This is a genomic window from Yoonia sp. JB2-21, from assembly GCF_055693545.1.
This window is the reverse complement of the sequence record NZ_JBVFUC010000001.1, coordinates 882,148-901,509: the sequence shown is the minus strand read 5'-3', so window position 1 is coordinate 901,509 and position 19,362 is coordinate 882,148. Positions and strand designations below refer to the sequence as shown.

Genomic DNA, 19,362 nt, shown 5'->3' with positions numbered 1-19,362 from the left:
TTTTCGCGATCTTAGGTGAAATTGTTTTTCTATAGTTTCCTGGAGGGTCCCAAGGTGCAAGCCAACGTCCCATTTGATAAAAGACTAAAACGTATCGTCCGCCGGCATGACAAGATGGCCAATGGTGTTGTCCGCACGGTCACATCTGACGGTTTGATCGTCGCTAAGCCACGCCTCTATAAGCCGCGATTCCCGCTCAAGGGTCTGATTGTGGTCCTAATGCTTGGTTTCCTGTTCAAAGGTTTCCTCTTCGCCTACCTTGGCGAAGCAAGCTATGCAGAGCGCGTCGCGACGCTGCAAGGCGGCACTGTGCTTGAACAAGCGGGCGCATGGGTCATGCAGCCTGACCCGGTGACATATGTCGTTGCGCAAGGTATTGCGACGGTTCTGCCGCAGTAACAGTTCTCAAGATCAATACGAAAAGGCCGCGTTCTGCATAAACGCGGCCTTTCGCATTTTTCAGTGCGCTAGCTTAGCGGGCAGTGCGTGTCGCGATCGCGTCGATATCACCGTAATTCAGGCCGATATCGTCCAGCTCGCGCGCTGTCAGCTTGGACAGCGCATTGCGTGTGACACGTGCATCGTTCCATGCAGAAAATGCAGCCAGAACAGATGCGATGAAAGATGTGGTCTTGCCGCCGGAGAGGCCGGCAGCAGTGCGGTTTGTGTCAAAAGAGGCCATGGCCGTTTTCCTTAGGTCTATGCTGCGCATGCAGCGTTGTTCTCATAGGGCGCATCTAGGAGGGAAAATGCATGTTGACTAGTGCCATTTGGGCAAGGGTCATATGCGTTTTCAACATGCCTTATTTTTGTGCGTATTTTGCCGCAAACCATTGATTTACAATAGGTTAACAAAGTCGATTTCGAACCGTTGAGTGACGCGTTTGGACCATCTTTGAGTGTACGGGGTCAAATGCGCGCAAAACCAATACACTTGGTCTTTGTTCGCCTTTTGTGCTACTGGTAAAATTAGAACAATAATATCGGGGCGAGCAATGCGTGTTTTAGGGATTGATCCGGGTTTGCGGAACATGGGTTGGGGGGTCATTGACGTTGACGGGCCGCGGATCAGCCATGTCGCCAATGGGATTTGTGTTTCAACTGGTGATGATCTTGCCCAGCGGTTGTTGTCATTGCATGAACAGCTGACAGCTGTTTTTGCGCAATATCAGCCGCAGGCCGCCGCAGTAGAGCAGACCTTCGTAAATAAGGATGGGGCCGGGACCCTCAAACTGGGTCAGGCACGCGGGATTGCGATGTTGGTCCCGGCACAGGCTGGGCTCGCAATTGGCGAATATGCCCCCAACGCGATCAAGAAAGCAGTCGTTGGTGTGGGGCACGCAGATAAAACGCAAGTGGCCCATATGGTGAAGGTGCAGTTGCCCGGTGTGCAATTGGCCGGGTCAGATGCCGCCGATGCATTGGCCATCGCGATTTGTCATTCTTTCCACGTGCAATCCGCAGGCAGTCTGGCAACAGCACTCGCAAGGGCCACAGCATGATCGGCAAGATTGCGGGGCGGCTGGAGTATCGCGGTACGGATCATGTGCTGATTGATGTACGGGGCGTTGGCTATATCGTCTACGTCTCGGACCGGGTCATGGCGGGCTTGCCGGGGAATGGCGAGGCGGTCGCGCTATTTACCGATCTTTTGGTGCGCGAAGATAATCTGCAGCTCTTTGGGTTCACCACTTTGGTGGAAAAGGAATGGCATCGTTTGCTGATGTCCGTTCAGGGGATTGGCGCAAAGGCGTCGATGGCGATCCTTGGCACCTTGGGTGCTGACGGGGTCAGCCGCGCGATTGCTTTGGGTGATTGGAACGCGCTGGCCAAGGCCAAGGGTGTTGGCCCCAAGACCGCACAGCGGGTCACAATTGAATTGAAAGACAAAGCCCCCGGCGTGATGGCGATGGGCGGGTCTGTGGCTGAAGCGCAGGGTGACGCGGTGGTTGAGGTTGAGACGCCGGATCAGACCCCGCGTGCGCCCGCACCGCAGGCCAATGCTGCATCTGCTGAGGCGCTCTCGGCTTTGGGCAACCTCGGTTATGCGCCGGGTGAGGCGGCAAGCGCTGTCGCTAAGGCAGCGGGTGCGGCACCTGATGCGGATACCTCAACGCTGATCCGTGCTGCCTTGAAGTTGTTGGCGCCGAAAGGGTAGGGGTGCGACATGGACCAACCTGACCCAACCCTGCGCCCGGATCCCCAGCCAGAGGATGCTGATCGCGCTTTGCGACCGCAGACGTTGGATGCGTTTATTGGTCAGCAGGCGGCGCGTGCGAACCTGTCGGTATTTCTGGAAAGTGCCCGTCGTCGGGGCGAGGCGATGGATCACACGCTGTTTCACGGCCCTCCCGGTCTGGGCAAAACGACACTCGCCCAGATTATGGCGCGTGAGTTGGGGGTGAACTTTCGCATGACCTCTGGTCCGGTGCTGGCCAAGGCCGGTGATCTGGCGGCAATCCTGACGAATTTGGAAGCGCGCGATGTGCTTTTCATTGACGAAATCCACCGGCTGAACCCGGCTGTGGAAGAGGTGCTTTATCCCGCACTTGAGGATTTCGAGCTTGATCTGGTGATTGGCGAAGGTCCGGCTGCACGGACCGTGCGGATTGAATTACAGCCCTTTACCCTCGTTGGGGCGACAACCCGCATGGGGCTGCTGACGACACCTTTGCGGGATCGTTTTGGCATTCCGACCCGGTTGGAGTTCTACACCGAAGACGAATTGCACGAGATCGTCACACGAGGCGCGCGGTTGATGGGTGCACCTGCTGCACCCGAAGGCGCGCGCGAGATTGCGCGCCGCGCCCGGGGCACCCCGCGTATCGCGGGCCGTTTGCTGCGCCGCGTCGTGGATTTTGCGATTGTTGAAGGGGATGGGACGGTCACGCAAGAGATCGCGGATCGGGCTTTGACCCGGCTGGGCGTGGATCATCTGGGGCTTGATAACGCCGACCGTCGCTATCTGCGGTTGATTGCCGAGAGTTATGGGGGTGGCCCTGTCGGGGTCGAAACCTTGTCTGCGGCACTATCCGAAAGCCGCGATAGTCTGGAAGATGTGATAGAGCCTTATCTGCTGCAAAAAGGTCTGATCCAGCGCACCCCGCGGGGCCGTATGCTGGCGCAGGCCTCTTGGGCGCATCTGGGGCTGGATGCGCCTAAGTCGCAGACGGATTTGTTTGGATGATGGGGCTGGTGCCTCCGGCGGGAGTTTACAGGGCAAGATGATGAGTGACGTGGAGCATCTCTTTACCCGTGCGGATGGGGCTTATGTTTTTGCGCGTTGGGGGCGGCCTATTGTACCGGTGGTGTTCGGTGTGGATGAGGCGTCTTTGGCCGTATTCAAAGGGGCGATCGAGGCTGTCGTAAGTTTGGCTTCACATCAGATGGCGGAAACCGACCCGGAGTTGGGTGCGAACCTGATGATCTTTTTCTGCGAGCAGTGGGACGAGTTGACCGAGGTACCGCATCTGGACCAACTGGTGCCCGATCTGGGGCCGCTGGTTGAGAAGCTGAAACAGGCGGATGCCAACCAATATCGAATTTTCCGCTTTGATGAGGCCGGAGCCATCCGCGCTGCTTTTGTTTTCTTGCGGATGGATGCGCATATGGCGGCGGTGCCCGCGGATACGCTGGCACTTAGTCAGGCTGTGCAAACAATCTTGCTATGGTCAGACACGGCCTTTGATGAGACACCACCTTTGGCGTTGATCGAAGAAAAAGCTGTTTTGCGGCCAGAGATCGCGGATGTGATCCGCGCCGCCTATGACCCGGTGATGCCTGCAGCGTCCCAGGATGCCAGCCATGCTTTGCGCCTGTCTGCGCGGATCAGGCCTGCGTTATGACGCACCGTTTCCCCATACGCGTTTATTACGAAGATACTGATCTTGCGGGTATCGTCTATTACGCCAACTACCTGAAATTCATTGAGCGTGCGCGCAGCGAATGGGTCCGTGAACTTGGTATCGATCAGGTGCGGATGAAGGCGAAGGGTCTTGTCTTTGCGGTGCGCCGGGTTGAGGCGGATTACCTTTTGCCTGCTAAGTATGATGATGCGTTAGTTGTGGAAACAACTATGGCGCACGGGTCCGGCGTCCGCCTTGTCGTCAAACAGGATGTGAAGCGTGGCGATCAGGTACTGTTTTCGGCGAGTGTGACCATCATTTGCATGGATGAGACTGGTCGTGTGGCGCGTCTTCCGGCGGTCATCCGCCGCTCGAACCCTTAAAAACCCCGTCTTTTCGCAGATGTGATGCCAGATTGGTTGGATTTCTCTGCTCTGATGCGTTAGGCTCTGTCCCAATCAGAGCCCAAAATCGGGCCTAAAGGCAGAGCAGGCACATGGAAGCAGCACACGAATTCACAATGTGGGCGTTGTTCGCGCGCGCGACAATTACCGTCAAAATCGTCATGATCATGTTGATCGCAGCCTCGATCTGGTGCTGGGCCGTGATCGTGGACAAAACCATTCAGTATCGCAAGGCGCGGGCCGAGGCCGATGTCTTTGACCGGTCGTTCTGGTCAGGCGAACCGCTGGATGGTCTCTTTGATCAGATTGGTGCGGACCCGGATGGACAGTCTGAAAAGATATTCGCCGCCGGTATGCTGGAGTGGCGCAGATCGCACAGGCAAGACGGTGGATTGATTGCCGGGGCCACGGCCCGGATTGACCGATCTATGGATGTTGCCATCGCGAAAGAAGCGTCCCGTTTGCAGAAGGGGCTGCCCATTCTGGCCACCGTTGGGTCGACGGCACCGTTTGTTGGGCTTTTCGGCACCGTTTGGGGCATTATGAATGCGTTCATCGAAATCGCCGAGGCGCAGACGACAAACCTTGCCGTTGTCGCCCCCGGTATCGCAGAGGCGCTGTTGGCAACTGGCCTTGGCCTCTTGGCGGCTATCCCGGCGGTCATCTACTACAACAAGTTTTCGGCTGATAGTGATCAGATCGTCAGCGGATATGAGGCTTTTGCCGATGAATTCGCCACCATCCTCAGCCGCCAGTTGGATAGCTGATCATGGGCGCTGGTGTTATGAATTCTGGTGATGACGGGGGCCGACGCCGCCGCCGTCGGTCGCGCAAGGGCAAGCCAATGTCAGAGATCAATGTCACGCCTTTTGTGGACGTGATGATGGTGTTGCTGATTATCTTTATGGTGGCAGCACCTTTGTCTGTTGTCGGTGTTCCGGTTGAACTGCCGGAAACATCCGCCACCGCCTTGCCCGGTGATGATGAGGAACCGCTGACAGTGACGATAACCGACGATGGTCGCGTGATGATTCAAGAGACCGACACAACCGAGGTCGAGCTTGTCACCCGTTTGCAGGCCATTGCTGCCGAGCGCACAAGCGACAAGATTTTCCTGCGCGCCGATGGCCGCAATGACTGGAACCGCGTGGCCCAGATTATGGGTTTGCTGAATGCCGGTGGGTTTTCCGATATTGGTCTGGTGACGGATATCGCACCTCCGACCGCTGGCGGCACTGACGGATAGATCATGGCAACGCCGGGCACCATCATTTCAGGGGTTGGCCATGTTGGGCTGATCGGCTGGCTACTGCTTGGCTGGGGCCTGACGTCTGAGCCATTGGAAATCCAGACGATGGATGTGTCTGTTGTATCAGGCGAAGAGTTTAAACAGATGCGTGCGCGCACGACACCTGACCCCGGTGATGCAGACCCGACCGCACCCGTGCCACCCGTGATTGAGGACAACACGCCGCCCCCACCTGCGCAGGAAGAACCGGCCGAAATAGCACCGCCGCCTGAACCGGTTGAACCGCCTGAGAGCGAAGCGCCGCCACCTGCGCCACCACCACCACCCCCCGAAACAGAAGTGACAGATGCGCCCCCGGTTGAACCTGCGCCGCCTGTGGCACCACCGCCGACGCCGGATGTAGAGGTGAGTGAGCAGCCGACACCACCGCAGGCGCCCACAATCGCGTCTGAGATCATCGCGCCGCCACCACCCGATGCGAACATTGATGATGTTGTGCAAGACGAAGTTGTGCCGGATGACAGTGCAGAGGCCGAAGTTGTTGAAGAAGAGCAGGATGCGACAGCCCCTGATGAGCAGACAACAGCGATTGTGATCGAGGATTTGGCTCCGACGACTTCGGTGCGTCCGTCGACACGGCCCAGTCGCCCCACACCTCCTGCCGAGCCCGCGCAAGAAGAAGCGGAAGTCGCACTGCAAGAACCTGCAACGCCACCGGCTGAGCCAGAGACCAGCGAAGATGACGTGGCCGCAGCACTTGAAGCGGCTTTGGGTGCAGCCGACGACGCGCCTGCGGTCGCCGCCGGTCCACCAATGACGGGTGATGAGCGCGATAGTTTCCGCGTGTCCGTGAACCGCTGTTGGAACGTTGATCCCGGCTCGGTCGCGGCCCGCGTGACCGTAGAGGTTGGGTTTAGCCTAGACCGCGAAGGTAAGGTGCTGGGCAATGACGTGCGTCTCATCTCATCAGACGGCGATCAAAGTGCGACCAATACGGCATTCGAGGCCGCGCGTCGCGCGATCTTGCGCTGCCAATCGGGTGGCTACCAGCTTCCTGCTGATAAATACGACCAATGGAAAGACATTGTGATCACCTTTGATCCCAGTGGTATGCGTTTGAGATAGGCAAAGACACGCGTAGGTGAGGTGAAATGGTTTTTTCCCCCTGCTATAAGACAACAAAACAGAGCAAGTTGGGGGCGAACCCCCGCAAGGCGGAGTAGGCAAGATGATGAAACGATTTTTGACACTTTTGGTGGCGCTGATGTTGGCCGGGCCAATAATGGCGCAGAACGAGCCGCTGCGGATTACGATTACCGACGGCGTGATCGAACCGATCACCTTTGCAGTGCCAAGCTTTGAGGCTGAAACACCGGCCGCGCAGCAAGCCGCATCCGATATCTCGCGTCTTGTTGTGCAGGATTTGGCAGGCACGGGCCTGTTCCGTGAGGTGCCTGCGACGGCGTTCATCAGTCAGGTCAGTTCTTTTGCGCAACCCGTTGCCTTCGCCGATTGGCGTGCGATTAATTCTCAGGCTTTGATTACCGGTGCCGTCACCGTCAACGGTGAACAACTGACTGTGAAGTTCCGCCTTTATGATGTCTTCTCTGGTCAGGAACTTGGCCAAGGTCTGCAATTTGCAGGCACTGTCGCAGGCTGGCGCCGCATGGGTCACAAGGTGGCTGATGCTGTTTATAGCCGGATTACGGGCGAGGGTGGCTATTTTGACAGCCGTGTTGTGTTTGTTTCGGAAAGTGGGCCGAAGGATAACCGGCAGAAGCGTCTTGCGGTGATGGATTTTGACGGATCCAATGTGCAATTCCTGACCGATAGCAGCAGCATCGTGCTTGCCCCGCGCTTTTCGCCCAATGGCGACCGCGTGCTTTATACCAGCTTTGAAAGTGGTTTTCCCCGTATCAACGTCTTGAACGTCGCCAATGTGGGCCGTCAGCAGTTGCAGACAGCGCAAGGCGAGATGGCATTCAGCCCACGGTTTTCGCGTGATGGGCGTTCGGTGATTTACAGCCTGTCGAATGGTGGCAACACCGATATCTATCGGACTGACCTGGGCAGCGGTCAAAGCGTGCGCCTGACATCAGCCCCGTCAATTGAAACCGCCCCCAGCCTATCACCCGATGGCAACCAGATCGTGTTTGAAAGCGATCGCTCTGGCAGCCAGCAGCTTTATATTATGTCTGCCAATGGCGGCGAAGCGACCCGCATTTCTTTCGGGCAGGGCCGCTATGGTACGCCGGTTTGGTCGCCGCGTGGCGATCTGGTGGCATTCACCAAACAAAACGCAGGCCGGTTCCATATCGGCGTGATGCGCACAGATGGATCAGAAGAACGGTTGCTGACCTCATCTTTCCTTGATGAAGGTCCGACATGGTCACCCAATGGCCGGGTCATTATGTTCAGCCGCGAAACGCAGGGTGCCGGCGGGACATCGTCAATGTACTCTGTCGATATCTCGGGGCGTAACCTGAAAGCCGTACCTTTGCAGGGCGGCGCATCAGATCCGTCATGGGGTCCGTTGCAACCGTAACGATGTGTGATTCCCTAATCGCAAAAGCCGTGCTAAGATGCAAAGAAAACAGAGCAGTCAAGAAACAGGATGATACCTTATGACACTTTTTAAAAAAGCGGCGGTAATGCTTTTGGTGCTGGCAACGGCGGCCTGCACGAACCCTGACCGATTTGGCGGTGGTGGTGCTGGCGGCGCAGATGGCGCAGGCGCAGATGGCGGCCTTGGTGCCGGTGCGGGGGTTGCGGGTTCGGCCAGTGATCCATCAAGCCCACTTTTCTTTAACCAGACGATCGGTGACCGGGTTCTGTTCCAGGTCGACACCTCGACCATCACACCAGAAGGTCGGACGATCCTTGATGGTCAGGCCCAGTGGTTGCTGACGAACGCAGATTATCGCGCCGTCATCGAAGGTCACGCGGATGAACAGGGAACACGTGAGTATAACCTCGCGCTTGGACAGCGTCGTGCAAATGCCGTGCGTGAATATCTTGTGTCGCGCGGCGTCCCGGTTGGCCGTTTGCAGGTGACAAGCTTTGGTAAGGAACGCCCCATCGCAGTATGTTCCGAGGAAAGCTGCTATGCGCAGAACCGTCGGGCCGTTACGGTTCTTTCATTCTCGGCGATTACAAGCTGATCCAGAGGTAAGGAACGCTCATGTTACACCGTATCGCAGTTGTTTGTGCCATTTTGCTATCGCCACTTCCTGCCGTCGCGCAGGAAGAAACATTGGCCGATATCCGACAACAACTGACTGTGCTTTTTGTTGATGTGCAGCGTTTGAAGCGTGAACTCTCTACAACAGGTGGGCTCAATTCCGGCGTTGTTGGCAATACCCCCTCGATCGCTTGAACGCGATTGAGGCGGAGTTGCAGCGCCTGACCTCAAAATCGGAAGAGCTCGAGTTTCGGGTAAACAGTGTCACCGTTGATGCCGGTAACCGGATTGGCGATCTGAACTTCCGTCTGTGTGAATTGGAAGAAGGCTGTGACATTGGCACGCTGGATGACACCCCTCTTGGTGGTATCGATACCGGTGCTGTGGCGGGTGCGGTCCAACCTGTCACCCCGGATGCGGGTCCCGCTCTGGCAATTGGTGAGCAAAGTGACATTGAGCGGGCGCAGGGGGCGCTCGCTGCCGGTGACTTTCGCGGCGCCGCTGACCAGCTTGCGACCTTTGTCTCGACCTACCCGGGTAGTCCGCTGACGGCGGATGCAAACTATTTACGCGGTGAGGCGCTCGAAGGGCTCGGAGAGACGACAGATGCGGCACGCGCATATCTGGAAGCATTCTCGGGTGATCCGACCGGACCAAAGGCCCCTGATGCGCTGTTCAAACTGGGGTCATCACTTGGCAAAATCGGACAAACCCAAGATGCTTGCCTGACCCTGGCCGAAGTGAATGTCCGTTTTCCGGGCAATCCTGCCGTTGTTGATGCGCAATCGGAAATGCAAGCATTGGGATGCCAGTAGGCCGCGATACGGCACAGGTTTTTGACCGGTTCCGTCAGGCTGTCACAAACAGCCCGTTCCGAAACGACATCGTTGGCCTTTCGGTATCAGGCGGCGGCGACTCTATCGCATTGATGCATCTCGCGGCACGCATCTACGGCCCCCAGAACCTTCGTGTGATCAGTGTTGATCATGGCCTCCGACCCGAGGCGGCGGATGAAATTGCGTTGGTGGTCCATCAGGCGGCGGATCTGGGACTGGATCATACCGTCGCACGGTGGACATGGGACAAGACGGGCAACCTTCAGGCCTCTGCCCGGGCCGGGCGTTGGGCTGCGGTTCAAGACTGGGCTATGGTGCATAATTTGCGCGCCGTTTGGTTTGGCCACACCGAAGATGATCAAGTTGAAACCGTTTTGATGCGTCTGGCGCGAGGATCCGGCATTGATGGGCTGACCGCGATGTATCCGCTGACGCAACGCGGTGGCTTGCGCGTATTTCGCCCGCTGCTGGGGATCGCGCGCGCTGATTTGCGTGACTGGTTACGGGAAGAAAAGATCGCGTGGTGCGATGACCCCAGCAACGAAGACCCCCGGTTTGATCGGGTGCGGGCCCGCCAGATGTTTACCCAACTCGAAGATCTTGGCCTGACCCGCAAACGGCTGTTGCAGACGATTGATCATATGCAGGCCGCGCATAAATCCCTGCAGGTTGCAGCACAACAGTTCGCCACCCAACATGTCAGACAGGACGCAGGCGATCTGATTATTGCCCCTGCCGCCCTTGATCTGGAAACACACGACGCGCCACGCCGTGTGATGGCTGCGGCACTGTCTTGGGTCGGACAACGCGCGTATCGCCCGCGTTTTGAACAACTGCTGGACACGGTGTCGACCGCGAAAAAGGGAATCACGACAACTTTGGCAGGCTGCATCTTGTCCCCTGACGACGGCAACGCCGTACGGATCACACGCGAAGCCGCAGCAACTGCGCCATTGACCCGTTCGGGCGAACAACCGTTTGCGACGACAGGGGTCTTCTGGGACGGGCGTTGGTATCTTGAGGGGCCGTTGCGTGATGGTCTTACCTACACAGCACTGGGCGTGGGTATCAAGGAATGCCCGAACTGGCGTGATACTGGAATGCCGCGGACATCGTTGTTGGCCTCTCCTTCTGTTTGGGACGGCGAGACGTTGATCGCCGCGCCTTTGGCGGGTCTTGCAGGCGGTTGGTCCGCGCGGATTGTCGCGGATTTTCATTCCTCTGCGTTTGCCATTGAAGATTAACGTTTAACCTCTATTTTAGGGGAAACGCTTGTGATGCGACTCTGTCGCTGCACTTCCCCATGACAAAGGAGTTTTCCCCTTGGGCAACGCGCGTAACATGGTTTTTTGGGTCGTCCTGTTCCTGATGGTTCTGGCGCTCTTCAATCTATTCAGCAGCCCACCGGGTGCTACAAACAGTGAAGCGCGCAGCTACTCTGAATTTGTGGAAGCCGTGGAAGGTGGCCGCGTCACTGATGTGGTGATTGACGGTGAAAATGTGCGCTTTGCCGAAGGTGGACGCACCTATTCGACTATTATGCCGCAAGATGCTGAAATTACACAGCTTTTGATCGACTCAGATGTGCCTGTTGAGGCGCGTAGCCAAGAAACATCGGCGTTCCAGTCATTCTTGTTGAGCTTGTTGCCATTCCTGCTTTTGATCGGTGTTTGGGTTTATTTCATGAACCGCATGCAAGGCGGCGGTAAGGGCGGTGCGATGGGCTTTGGCAAGTCGCGCGCCAAGCTGCTGACCGAAAAGCATGGGCGCGTCACCTTCGACGATGTCGCCGGTATTGATGAAGCCAAAGAAGAGTTGGAAGAGATTGTTGAGTTCCTGCGGAACCCGCAAAAATTCTCGCGACTCGGTGGCAAAATTCCTAAAGGTGCGTTGCTTGTCGGTCCTCCGGGAACCGGTAAAACGCTGCTTGCGCGGGCGATTGCTGGCGAAGCTGGCGTGCCGTTCTTCACGATTTCGGGGTCTGACTTTGTAGAAATGTTTGTTGGTGTGGGTGCTTCCCGTGTCCGCGACATGTTTGAGCAGGCCAAGAAAAACGCACCATGCATCGTGTTTATTGACGAGATTGATGCCGTGGGCCGTTCGCGTGGTGTTGGCATCGGCGGCGGCAATGACGAACGTGAGCAAACGTTGAACCAGTTGCTGGTTGAAATGGACGGTTTTGAAGCAAACGAAGGCGTAATTATTGTGGCGGCGACCAACCGTCGTGACGTACTCGACCCTGCTTTGCTGCGTCCGGGTCGTTTTGACCGTCAGGTCACGGTGCCGAACCCCGATATCAAGGGTCGCGAAAAGATTTTGGGCGTGCATGCGCGCAAAATCCCGCTCGGTCCCGATGTTGATTTGCGCATCATTGCGCGCGGCTCGCCCGGGTTTTCGGGTGCCGATCTGGCGAACCTTGTGAACGAGGCTGCTTTGATGGCTGCCCGTGTTGGCCGCCGGTTTGTGACGATGATAGATTTCGAGTCTGCCAAAGACAAAGTCATGATGGGCGCTGAGCGTCGGTCGATGGTAATGACGACCGAGCAGAAAGAAATGACCGCCTATCACGAAGCAGGGCATGCGATTGTGGGGATTTCCCTGCCAAAGTGTGACCCGGTTTATAAGGCCACGATCATTCCACGCGGTGGCGCGCTTGGCATGGTGATGAGCCTGCCAGAGATGGACCGTCTGAACATGTTTCGCGACGAATGCCACCAGCGTCTGGCCATGACCATGGCGGGCAAGGCGGCTGAAACGATCAAATATGGTGCCGATCAGGTCAGCAATGGCCCCGCCGGTGACATCCAGCAGGCCAGCCAATTGGCCCGCGCGATGATCCTGCGCTGGGGTATGTCTGACAAGGTGGGCAACATCGACTATGCCGAAGCGCATGAAGGCTATTCTGGTAACACCGCCGGTCTGTCGGTATCCGCCAGCACAAAGGAACTGATCGAGAGCGAAGTGCGCGAATTTATTCAACGCGGGTATGATCTGGCCCATAAGATCATCACCGAAAAGAATGAGGAGTTTGAGCGCCTGGCCCAAGGTCTGTTGGAATATGAGACCCTGACCGGGGATGAGATCAAGCGCGTGATGGCCGGTGAACCGCCCCATGCCAACGATGATGCAGATGACACGCCACCATCCGGTGGGACGCCGTCGGTCACCGCGATCCCCAAGACGAAGCCGAAGAAACCACGTGCCTCGGATGATGGCGGGATGGAACCGGAACCTTCAACCTGAATAGACAAACGCCGCCCCACGGGGCGGCGTTTTTCGTTACCCCCTTTACAAAGTGACACCGGTCTTGAGTTGCGGGTCACCAAGCCGTGCCGTAAGCAGAGCAGGCTTTGATTGGAGATATAGTATGCCCGCACTTGCCCCCACGGATATCACTGGCGAAGTTGTCTGGATCGGCCATGTGCCAGATCGCGATGCGGCGTTGCAATCGGTATCTGTTGATCAAGCCAAGCTGACCTTCGCGGGAATGCCCAATGAGGCGCATGGCGGACTGACGCGCGCATCTTGTAGCCGGGTCAAAAGCCAGTACCCCAAGGACACCACCATTCGGAACACCCGCCAACTCTCGGTCATGTCCGCGGAGGAGATGGCGGAAATTGCTGCTGACTGCGGGTTAGAGGCGTTGGATCCAACACTGATTGGCGCATCGCTTGTGATCAAAGGGATCCCCGATTTCACGCATCTGCCGCCTTCATCCCGCCTGCAGTTTACCGACGGGTCGGCAATTGTCGTGGACATGGAAAACCGGCCGTGTCACCTGCCGGCCAAACCGATCAATGCGGACCATCCGGGCGCAGGTGACAAGTTCAAACTGGCGGCAAAAGGCAAACGCGGGATCACCGGTTGGGTGGAATGCGAAGGTGTTGTGCATGTTGGCGATAGGGTGCGGCTGCATGTGCCCGACCAACGCGCATGGCGCACGTAGGTTTCCCATCCGAAACGGACGCTCGCTTTGCCGACGATTCCGAGGGTGAAAATGTCGCAATCACGGCGCTAGGGGGCTACTGCAACAGGTAGAACCGGCGCTAAGGAACATGGCATTGGCCTAAGGACAGGGAAGTCTCTCATGGAATATAAGTCTGATATTGAGATCGCACGTGGCGCAAGCAAGCGACCTATTCAAGAAATCGGCGCAAAGCTGGGCATCGACAGCGATGATCTGCTGCCCTACGGCCACGACAAGGCCAAGGTCAGCCAGCGCCTGATCGACAGTGTGCAGGACCGCCCCGACGGGAAACTGATCCTTGTGACCGCGATCAACCCGACACCTGCGGGCGAGGGCAAGACGACCACGACCGTGGGTCTGGGCGATGGTCTAAATGCGATTGGTAAGAATGCGGCGATCTGTATCCGTGAGGCCTCGCTTGGTCCATGTTTTGGTATGAAGGGCGGGGCTGCGGGTGGTGGCTACGCGCAGGTCGTCCCGATGGAAGATATGAACCTGCACTTCACAGGCGATTTCCACGCAATCACATCGGCCCACAACCTGCTGTCGGCGATGATCGACAACCATATCTATTGGGGTAATGCGCTTGAAATCGACATCCGCCGCGTGGCTTGGCGCCGCGTGCTGGATATGAACGACCGCGCACTGCGTCAGATCACAGCGTCTTTGGGGGGTGTTGCCAACGGTTTCCCACGCGAAGCGGGCTTTGACATCACCGTGGCGTCCGAAGTCATGGCGATCCTATGCCTGGCGCGTAATCTCGACGACCTGCAAAAACGTCTGGGCGATATCATTGTGGCCTATCGCCGCGATCGTACCCCGGTCTATTGCCGCGATATCAAGGCCGATGGCGCGATGACCGTCCTATTGAAAGACGCGATGCAGCCGAACCTTGTGCAGACTTTGGAAAACAACCCGGCCTTCGTGCATGGCGGCCCATTTGCGAACATCGCGCACGGCTGTAACTCGGTGACCGCGACCACGACAGCGCTGAAGTTGGCGGATTACGTAGTGACTGAGGCGGGCTTTGGTGCCGATCTGGGTGCTGAGAAATTTATGAACATCAAGTGCCGCAAGGCGGGGCTCGCCCCGTCCTGCGTGGTGGTTGTGGCCACGGTGCGGGCGATGAAGATGAACGGCGGTGTGGCCAAGGCTGACCTGGGTGCGGAAAACGTGGATGCCGTGAATGCCGGCTGCGCCAACCTTGGTCGGCATATTGAGAACGTCAAAAGCTTTGGCGTGCCGGTGGTTGTGGCGATTAATCACTTTGTCACCGATACGGATGCCGAAGTGGCCGCAGTGAAGGCCTATGTTGAAAGCGAAGGGTCCGAAGCGATCTTGTGCAAACACTGGGCCTTGGGGGCTGAGGGTACAACGGAGCTTGCCACACGCGTGGCGGCGATTGCCGATGCGGGAGAGGCTGATTTCGCGCCAATCTACCCTGATGACATGAGCCTGTTTGAGAAAATTGATACGATTGCCAAGAAAATCTATCGCGCTGATGAGGTGATCGCGGATACGAAAATCCGTGATCAGCTGAAAAAGTGGGAAGAGCAGGGCTATGGCCATCTGCCCGTATGTATGGCGAAAACGCAGTACAGTTTCTCGACCGATCCAAGCCTGCGCGGTGCGCCGACAGGCCATGCGGTGCCTGTGCGTGAAGTGCGACTGAGCGCGGGTGCTGGGTTTATTGTGGCCATCTGCGGTGAGATCATGACGATGCCGGGTCTGCCACGCGTGCCATCGGCCGAGCAGATCATGCTGAATGATGCGGGCGAAATCGAAGGCCTGTTCTAACTGATCGGGCGGGACGACGCGCGGCTGCGCCGACGCCCCGCCCACCCTCCCATCAGCCTCCGGCGGAGGTATTTTTGAACATGAGAAGAATAAAGATGACAGCAACAGTGATTGACGGAAAAGCCTTTGCTGCGCGTGTGCGCGGGATGGTTGGTGAAGGCGTGGCAAAGCTCAAGGAAGAGCAAGGCATCACGCCGGGTCTGGCTGTTGTTTTGGTGGGCGAAGATCCCGCAAGTCAGGTCTACGTCCGCTCCAAAGGTAAGATGACGGTCGAGGTTGGCATGGCCTCTTTTGAGCATCGTCTCGATGTGGATACATCCGAGGCTGATTTGTTGGCGGTTGTGGATCAGTTGAACAATGACCCAGCCGTGCATGGCATCTTGGTGCAATTGCCTTTGCCCGATCATCTGGACAGCGATTTGGTGATCAACAGCATTGATCCGGCCAAGGATGTGGATGGGTTCCATATTTCAAACGTGGGCCTGTTGGGCACCGGTCAGAAAAGCATGGTGCCTTGTACGCCTTTGGGCAGTCTGATGATGCTGCGTGATCATCACGGATCACTCTCGGGGATGAATGCGGTTGTGATTGGCCGGTCAAATATTGTCGGTAAACCGATGGCCCAGTTGCTGTTGGGCGATAGTTGCACTGTGACCATTGCCCATAGCCGCACCAGGGATGTACCGGATGTTGTGCGGCGGGCCGATATTGTTGTGGCCGCCGTTGGTCGCCCGCAGATGGTGACAGGTGACTGGATCAAGCCCGGTGCCACCGTGATTGACGTGGGCATCAACCGGATCGACAAGCCCGAGGGTGGCACGCGTTTGGTCGGCGACTGCGACTATGAAAGCTGTGCGGCTGTGGCGGGTGCCATCACACCGGTGCCCGGCGGCGTGGGTCCGATGACGATTGCCTGTTTGCTGGCCAACACGTTGACAGCCTGCTGCCGGGCCAATGGTTTGGCCGAACCCGAAGGTCTGACCGCTTAAGCCAGGGGTACAGGGATTGCCTTGTGCCCTGTCAAAATTGCAATAATCTGTCCGCTGAACAGCTTGCGGATATCAGCCGAGTGGCTGGCCAAGCCGCCCGTATAGGCCCCATAGGCCGGCATGATCATACGTTCATTGTCGAACAGAAAAGCAGGGCGGCTGCGTCCTGTCACCCGGTGTTTGGGGTGATAGTGACCTGAAATTTCGGCGGTCGCGTCAGATGCGATATGCCGCAAAGTGAGCCCGCCGAGGGTGATATCGTTCAAATGGGTGCCCCCCATATCAATCGGCCCCGGATCGTGGTTGCCTTCGATCCAAATCCATTCCTTGCCAGCTTGCAGACGCGACAACCACAGTCGCATATCGTCATCAAGGCTGGTGGCTGCGTCCAGATCATCAAAGCTGTCCCCAAGGCAGATGATGCGGTTGGGCTGTGTCGCCGCGATGTCACTCTCTAGTTTTTGCAGCGTCTCTTGCACCTCGTAGGGGGGCAGCATGACCCCGCTTCTGCGCGCAATCCGCTCCGATTTGCCAAGATGAAGGTCAGAGACACAAAGAACGCCATGTTCGGGAAGGTGCAATGCGCCTGTAGGCAGGGCGATGCACTGGGTTTGGCAAAAGGTGAAGGCATAGGCGTTCATGCTCTGTTCTTGCGCGATGCCTTGACCCAATTCAAGTATCAAAGTGCGGCAACGCCTGCTTCTTGCATCAACCTGGCCGCTTCTTCCTCCAAGATGCGGTCTTGGCCTGCACCCGCGACCGCGATCCGGCCTTGTTCAAGGAACATTGGCAATGAAAGCGGGGTCACGCGATCCAGTATGACATGGTCGATGCGCCCGGCCGTGCGGGTCAGCATTTCTTCGATCCGCCCAAAATCAACCAACCCGCGCATCGCCTCTTCGCGGGTGATGCGTAGCATCAGGTGATCGGGGTCGTATTTCGCCAAAGTGTCATAGAGGATATCCGAGGAAAACGTGGCTTGTCGTCCGCTTTTCCGGGCTTGCGGCAGGTTGCGCTCAATGAGACCCGCAATGGTTGCGGCCCCGCGAAACGTCTTCTTCATCACGGCGTTCCCCGACAGCCACGTTTCAAAGTCGGCGCGCATGTTATCAGGTTGGAAAAGTGGGGCAGGGTCATCCACAGGGTCCAGCCCCCAGACCAGGGTGGCATAATCCGTGGCGACAAACCCCATCGGGTGCAGGTTCAACTCTTCCATGCGCTGTGTCAGCAGCATGCCCAGCGTTTGCATCGCGTTGCGCCCGGCGAATCCATAGACGCAAATATGGTGCCGCCCTTCGTGGGGGAAGCTTTCGACAAGGATGCGATCGGCTTCGGGTAGTTTGGAAAACTGCCGTTGCAGGCCAAGCCATTCGGCGGTGTGTGCGGGCAGTTCTGGCCAATCGGGTTGGTCGAACATACGTAGGATGCGTTGGGACAGTTGGGTGGAGTTGGCAAATTTGGTGCCCATGAAGGTCGCGATTTTTGGTTTTTTGTCTGCGCGACGCGAGACTTGGACAGTCATTTCCTTGAGGTTTTCGTAGCGGACAACCTGACCGCCGATCAAAAAGGTATCGCCAAGCGTCAGGGTGGCGGCAAAAGCCTCTTCCACCTCGCCCAATGGTTTGAAATTACCCTTCAGCCGGACCTTCAGCGTATCGGTATCTTGGATGGTGCCGATGTTCATGCGGATGCGTTGGGTCGCACGCGGATCGCGCAATTGCCATTGACCATCCGCGGTTTGCAGCAGCCGTTTCCATTTGTCATAGGCGCGCAGGGCATAGCCACCCGTAGCACAGAAATCGAGGCAGTCGTCGAACGCAGCACGCGAAAGGGTGCGATAGGCGCCCACTGTTTTGATTTCCTGATAGAGCGCGTCTGCATCAAACGGCCCGGCGCATGCGGTGATCAGGATATGCTGGCAGAGCACGTCACGGGGGCCGGGCCCTTTGGGATCGCCGTCGAGGTCGTGCTCTTTGACCGCCTCAAGTGCTGCGACGCATTCGACAACTTCGAAGCGGTTTGCAGGCACCAACAGCGCCTTGGATGGCGCGTTATAGCGGTGGTTTGCCCGGCCGATCCGCTGCACCAGACGTTTGACGTTTTTGGGTGCCCCTACCTGCACGACCAGATCAACATCGCCCCAATCAATGCCAAGATCGAGCGATCCCGTGCAAACAATGGCGCGCAAATCACCAGCGACCATCGCGTTTTCGACCTTTTCGCGTTGTTCGCGGGCAAGGCTGCCGTGATGGATGCCGATGGGCAGATCGTCAGTGTTGGCGAGCCAGAGATTATGAAAGAAAATCTCGGCCTGGGCGCGGGTGTTGTGGAAGATCAGCGTTGTTTTGTGTTTTTTGACTTCTTCTAGCACCGCAGGGATCGCGTAGGCGGCACCGCCACCGGTCCAGGGCGGTTTCTCCTGCGTGATCAGCATGGAAATATCGGGGTCCGGTCCGGGGTCGGCGTTGATGATCGCGCAAGGGTCGGGGTGGCGGGCGAGTTCGGCTGCGATGGCATCGGGGTCTTCGACGGTGGCAGACAGACCAACACGGCGCAGGTTGGGCGCCAGCGTCTGTAGACGGCTGAGGGAGAGCATCAACTGGTCGCCACGTTTGCTTTCGGCGAGGGCGTGGATTTCATCGACGATGATGCGCTGTAGGCCTTTGAAAATGCGCGGCGCGTCTTCGTAGCTGGTCAGCAATGCGAGCGACTCAGGCGTCGTCAACAAGATATGCGGCGGGTCCGCGCGTTGCCGACGTTTCTGGGTGTAGGAGGTGTCGCCGGTCCGATCCTCGATCCGGATGGGAAGGCCCATTTCATCGACGGGCGTGCGCAGGTTACGTTTGATGTCGGCTGCGAGGGCCTTGAGGGGCGAGACATAGAGCGTGTGCAGACCTTGGTGCTGTCCATCTGCCAATTCAATGAGGCTGGGCAGGAAGCCTGCGAGTGTTTTGCCTCCACCTGTGGGTGCGATCAGCATGAGCGCGGGGGCTGATGCCTGATCTAGCATTGCCTGCTGATGCGGGTGAATGTGCCAGCCACGGCCAGAAAACCAGTTTTCAAATTGAGGGGGCAGGGCGGTCATGGTCCTAAA

General features: G+C 57.5%; 19 protein-coding genes and 1 pseudogene. 17 read left to right on the top strand and 3 right to left on the bottom strand.

The window, feature by feature from the left end:
- Positions 1–54 precede the first annotated feature (54 nt).
- A complete protein-coding gene (locus ACZ1G5_RS04520; protein ID WP_472731719.1) occupies positions 55–399 on the top strand; it encodes a hypothetical protein in 345 nt (114 codons plus the stop codon).
- Between the two features lie 73 nt (positions 400–472).
- On the opposite strand, the gene ACZ1G5_RS04515 is transcribed toward ACZ1G5_RS04520, so the two are convergent.
- Positions 473–682, bottom strand: coding sequence for a DUF1127 domain-containing protein (locus ACZ1G5_RS04515; RefSeq protein WP_472731718.1), 210 nt, complete (start codon positions 680–682; stop codon positions 473–475).
- Positions 683–995: 313 nt separating this feature from the next.
- Between ACZ1G5_RS04515 and ruvC the strand changes: the two genes are divergently transcribed.
- The 16 genes and pseudogenes from ruvC to folD all read left to right on the top strand — a co-directional run bounded on the left by ruvC (position 996) and on the right by folD (position 16,268).
- Complete coding sequence (gene ruvC, locus ACZ1G5_RS04510; protein WP_472731717.1) at positions 996–1,502, top strand: crossover junction endodeoxyribonuclease RuvC; 507 nt, start codon at positions 996–998, stop codon at positions 1,500–1,502.
- Positions 1,499–2,158 carry a Holliday junction branch migration protein RuvA gene (gene ruvA / locus ACZ1G5_RS04505; RefSeq protein WP_472731716.1) on the top strand — a complete coding sequence of 220 codons (660 nt, stop codon included), beginning with the start codon at positions 1,499–1,501 and terminating at the stop codon, positions 2,156–2,158. Before ruvC ends, ruvA begins: the two co-directional genes overlap by 4 nt.
- Positions 2,159–2,167: 9 nt before the next feature.
- Positions 2,168–3,187: a Holliday junction branch migration DNA helicase RuvB gene (ruvB, locus tag ACZ1G5_RS04500; RefSeq protein WP_472731715.1), complete on the top strand. Its 1,020-nt coding sequence runs from the start codon at positions 2,168–2,170 to the stop codon at positions 3,185–3,187.
- Between the two features lie 40 nt (positions 3,188–3,227).
- On the top strand, positions 3,228–3,845 hold the full coding sequence (locus tag ACZ1G5_RS04495; protein WP_472731714.1) for a hypothetical protein: 618 nt from the start codon (positions 3,228–3,230) through the stop codon (positions 3,843–3,845).
- Positions 3,842–4,228, top strand: a complete 387-nt coding sequence (ybgC, locus tag ACZ1G5_RS04490; RefSeq protein WP_472731713.1) for a tol-pal system-associated acyl-CoA thioesterase — start codon at positions 3,842–3,844, stop codon at positions 4,226–4,228. The genes ACZ1G5_RS04495 and ybgC overlap by 4 nt, the downstream gene beginning before the upstream one ends.
- A gap of 113 nt (positions 4,229–4,341) precedes the next feature.
- Positions 4,342–5,016 (top strand): protein TolQ, encoded by a 675-nt coding sequence (gene tolQ, locus ACZ1G5_RS04485; protein WP_472731712.1) that lies wholly within the window; start codon positions 4,342–4,344, stop codon positions 5,014–5,016.
- A gap of 2 nt (positions 5,017–5,018) precedes the next feature.
- On the top strand, positions 5,019–5,495 hold the full coding sequence (locus ACZ1G5_RS04480) for an ExbD/TolR family protein (protein WP_472731711.1): 477 nt from the start codon (positions 5,019–5,021) through the stop codon (positions 5,493–5,495).
- A gap of 3 nt (positions 5,496–5,498) precedes the next feature.
- On the top strand, positions 5,499–6,623 hold the full coding sequence (locus tag ACZ1G5_RS04475; RefSeq protein WP_472731710.1) for an energy transducer TonB: 1,125 nt from the start codon (positions 5,499–5,501) through the stop codon (positions 6,621–6,623).
- Positions 6,624–6,726: 103 nt separating this feature from the next.
- Positions 6,727–8,043: a Tol-Pal system beta propeller repeat protein TolB gene (gene tolB, locus ACZ1G5_RS04470; RefSeq protein ID WP_472731709.1), complete on the top strand. Its 1,317-nt coding sequence runs from the start codon at positions 6,727–6,729 to the stop codon at positions 8,041–8,043.
- Positions 8,044–8,122: 79 nt separating this feature from the next.
- Entirely contained in the window at positions 8,123–8,659 is a 537-nt protein-coding gene (pal, locus tag ACZ1G5_RS04465; RefSeq protein ID WP_472731708.1) for a peptidoglycan-associated lipoprotein Pal, read from the top strand.
- 20 nt (positions 8,660–8,679) lie between these two features.
- Positions 8,680–9,494, top strand: a pseudogene (gene ybgF / locus ACZ1G5_RS04460) (tol-pal system protein YbgF).
- The gene (gene tilS, locus ACZ1G5_RS04455) at positions 9,485–10,759 is read left to right on the top strand and encodes a tRNA lysidine(34) synthetase TilS (RefSeq protein WP_472731707.1); all 1,275 of its coding nucleotides are present in this window, start codon (positions 9,485–9,487) and stop codon (positions 10,757–10,759) included. The pseudogene ybgF and the gene tilS overlap by 10 nt, the downstream one beginning before the upstream one ends.
- A gap of 79 nt (positions 10,760–10,838) precedes the next feature.
- A complete protein-coding gene (ftsH, locus tag ACZ1G5_RS04450; RefSeq protein WP_472731706.1) occupies positions 10,839–12,758 on the top strand; it encodes an ATP-dependent zinc metalloprotease FtsH in 1,920 nt (639 codons plus the stop codon).
- A 124-nt stretch (positions 12,759–12,882) separates the two neighbouring features.
- Positions 12,883–13,461, top strand: coding sequence for an MOSC domain-containing protein (locus tag ACZ1G5_RS04445; RefSeq protein ID WP_472731705.1), 579 nt, complete (start codon positions 12,883–12,885; stop codon positions 13,459–13,461).
- A gap of 141 nt (positions 13,462–13,602) precedes the next feature.
- Positions 13,603–15,279, top strand: coding sequence for a formate--tetrahydrofolate ligase (locus ACZ1G5_RS04440; RefSeq protein ID WP_472731704.1), 1,677 nt, complete (start codon positions 13,603–13,605; stop codon positions 15,277–15,279).
- 95 nt (positions 15,280–15,374) lie between these two features.
- A complete protein-coding gene (gene folD, locus ACZ1G5_RS04435) occupies positions 15,375–16,268 on the top strand; it encodes a bifunctional methylenetetrahydrofolate dehydrogenase/methenyltetrahydrofolate cyclohydrolase FolD (RefSeq protein ID WP_472731703.1) in 894 nt (297 codons plus the stop codon).
- Here folD and pdeM read toward each other — a convergent pair.
- The gene (pdeM, locus tag ACZ1G5_RS04430; protein ID WP_472731702.1) at positions 16,265–16,909 is read right to left on the bottom strand and encodes a ligase-associated DNA damage response endonuclease PdeM; all 645 of its coding nucleotides are present in this window, start codon (positions 16,907–16,909) and stop codon (positions 16,265–16,267) included. The two genes, folD and pdeM, sit on opposite strands and share 4 nt — an antisense overlap.
- Positions 16,910–16,947: 38 nt before the next feature.
- Positions 16,948–19,353: a ligase-associated DNA damage response DEXH box helicase gene (locus ACZ1G5_RS04425; RefSeq protein ID WP_472731701.1), complete on the bottom strand. Its 2,406-nt coding sequence runs from the start codon at positions 19,351–19,353 to the stop codon at positions 16,948–16,950.
- Positions 19,354–19,362: the final 9 nt, after the last annotated feature.

Excerpts from the sequence above, each read along its gene's own strand:
- ACZ1G5_RS04515 (WP_472731718.1), bottom strand. The coding sequence starts at position 682 with ATGGCCTCTTTTGACACAAACCGCACTGCTGCCGGCCTCTCCGGCGGC.
- ruvC (WP_472731717.1), top strand. The coding sequence starts at position 996 with ATGCGTGTTTTAGGGATTGATCCGGGTTTGCGGAACATGGGTTGGGGG.
- ruvA (WP_472731716.1), top strand. The coding sequence starts at position 1,499 with ATGATCGGCAAGATTGCGGGGCGGCTGGAGTATCGCGGTACGGATCAT.
- ruvB (WP_472731715.1), top strand. The coding sequence starts at position 2,168 with ATGGACCAACCTGACCCAACCCTGCGCCCGGATCCCCAGCCAGAGGAT.
- ACZ1G5_RS04495 (WP_472731714.1), top strand. The coding sequence starts at position 3,228 with ATGAGTGACGTGGAGCATCTCTTTACCCGTGCGGATGGGGCTTATGTT.
- ybgC (WP_472731713.1), top strand. The coding sequence starts at position 3,842 with ATGACGCACCGTTTCCCCATACGCGTTTATTACGAAGATACTGATCTT.
- tolQ (WP_472731712.1), top strand. The coding sequence starts at position 4,342 with ATGGAAGCAGCACACGAATTCACAATGTGGGCGTTGTTCGCGCGCGCG.
- ACZ1G5_RS04480 (WP_472731711.1), top strand. The coding sequence starts at position 5,019 with ATGGGCGCTGGTGTTATGAATTCTGGTGATGACGGGGGCCGACGCCGC.
- ACZ1G5_RS04475 (WP_472731710.1), top strand. The coding sequence starts at position 5,499 with ATGGCAACGCCGGGCACCATCATTTCAGGGGTTGGCCATGTTGGGCTG.
- tolB (WP_472731709.1), top strand. The coding sequence starts at position 6,727 with ATGATGAAACGATTTTTGACACTTTTGGTGGCGCTGATGTTGGCCGGG.
- pal (WP_472731708.1), top strand. The coding sequence starts at position 8,123 with ATGACACTTTTTAAAAAAGCGGCGGTAATGCTTTTGGTGCTGGCAACG.
- tilS (WP_472731707.1), top strand. The coding sequence starts at position 9,485 with ATGCCAGTAGGCCGCGATACGGCACAGGTTTTTGACCGGTTCCGTCAG.
- ACZ1G5_RS04445 (WP_472731705.1), top strand. The coding sequence starts at position 12,883 with ATGCCCGCACTTGCCCCCACGGATATCACTGGCGAAGTTGTCTGGATC.
- ACZ1G5_RS04440 (WP_472731704.1), top strand. The coding sequence starts at position 13,603 with ATGGAATATAAGTCTGATATTGAGATCGCACGTGGCGCAAGCAAGCGA.
- folD (WP_472731703.1), top strand. The coding sequence starts at position 15,375 with ATGACAGCAACAGTGATTGACGGAAAAGCCTTTGCTGCGCGTGTGCGC.
- pdeM (WP_472731702.1), bottom strand. The coding sequence starts at position 16,909 with ATGAACGCCTATGCCTTCACCTTTTGCCAAACCCAGTGCATCGCCCTG.
- ACZ1G5_RS04425 (WP_472731701.1), bottom strand. The coding sequence starts at position 19,353 with ATGACCGCCCTGCCCCCTCAATTTGAAAACTGGTTTTCTGGCCGTGGC.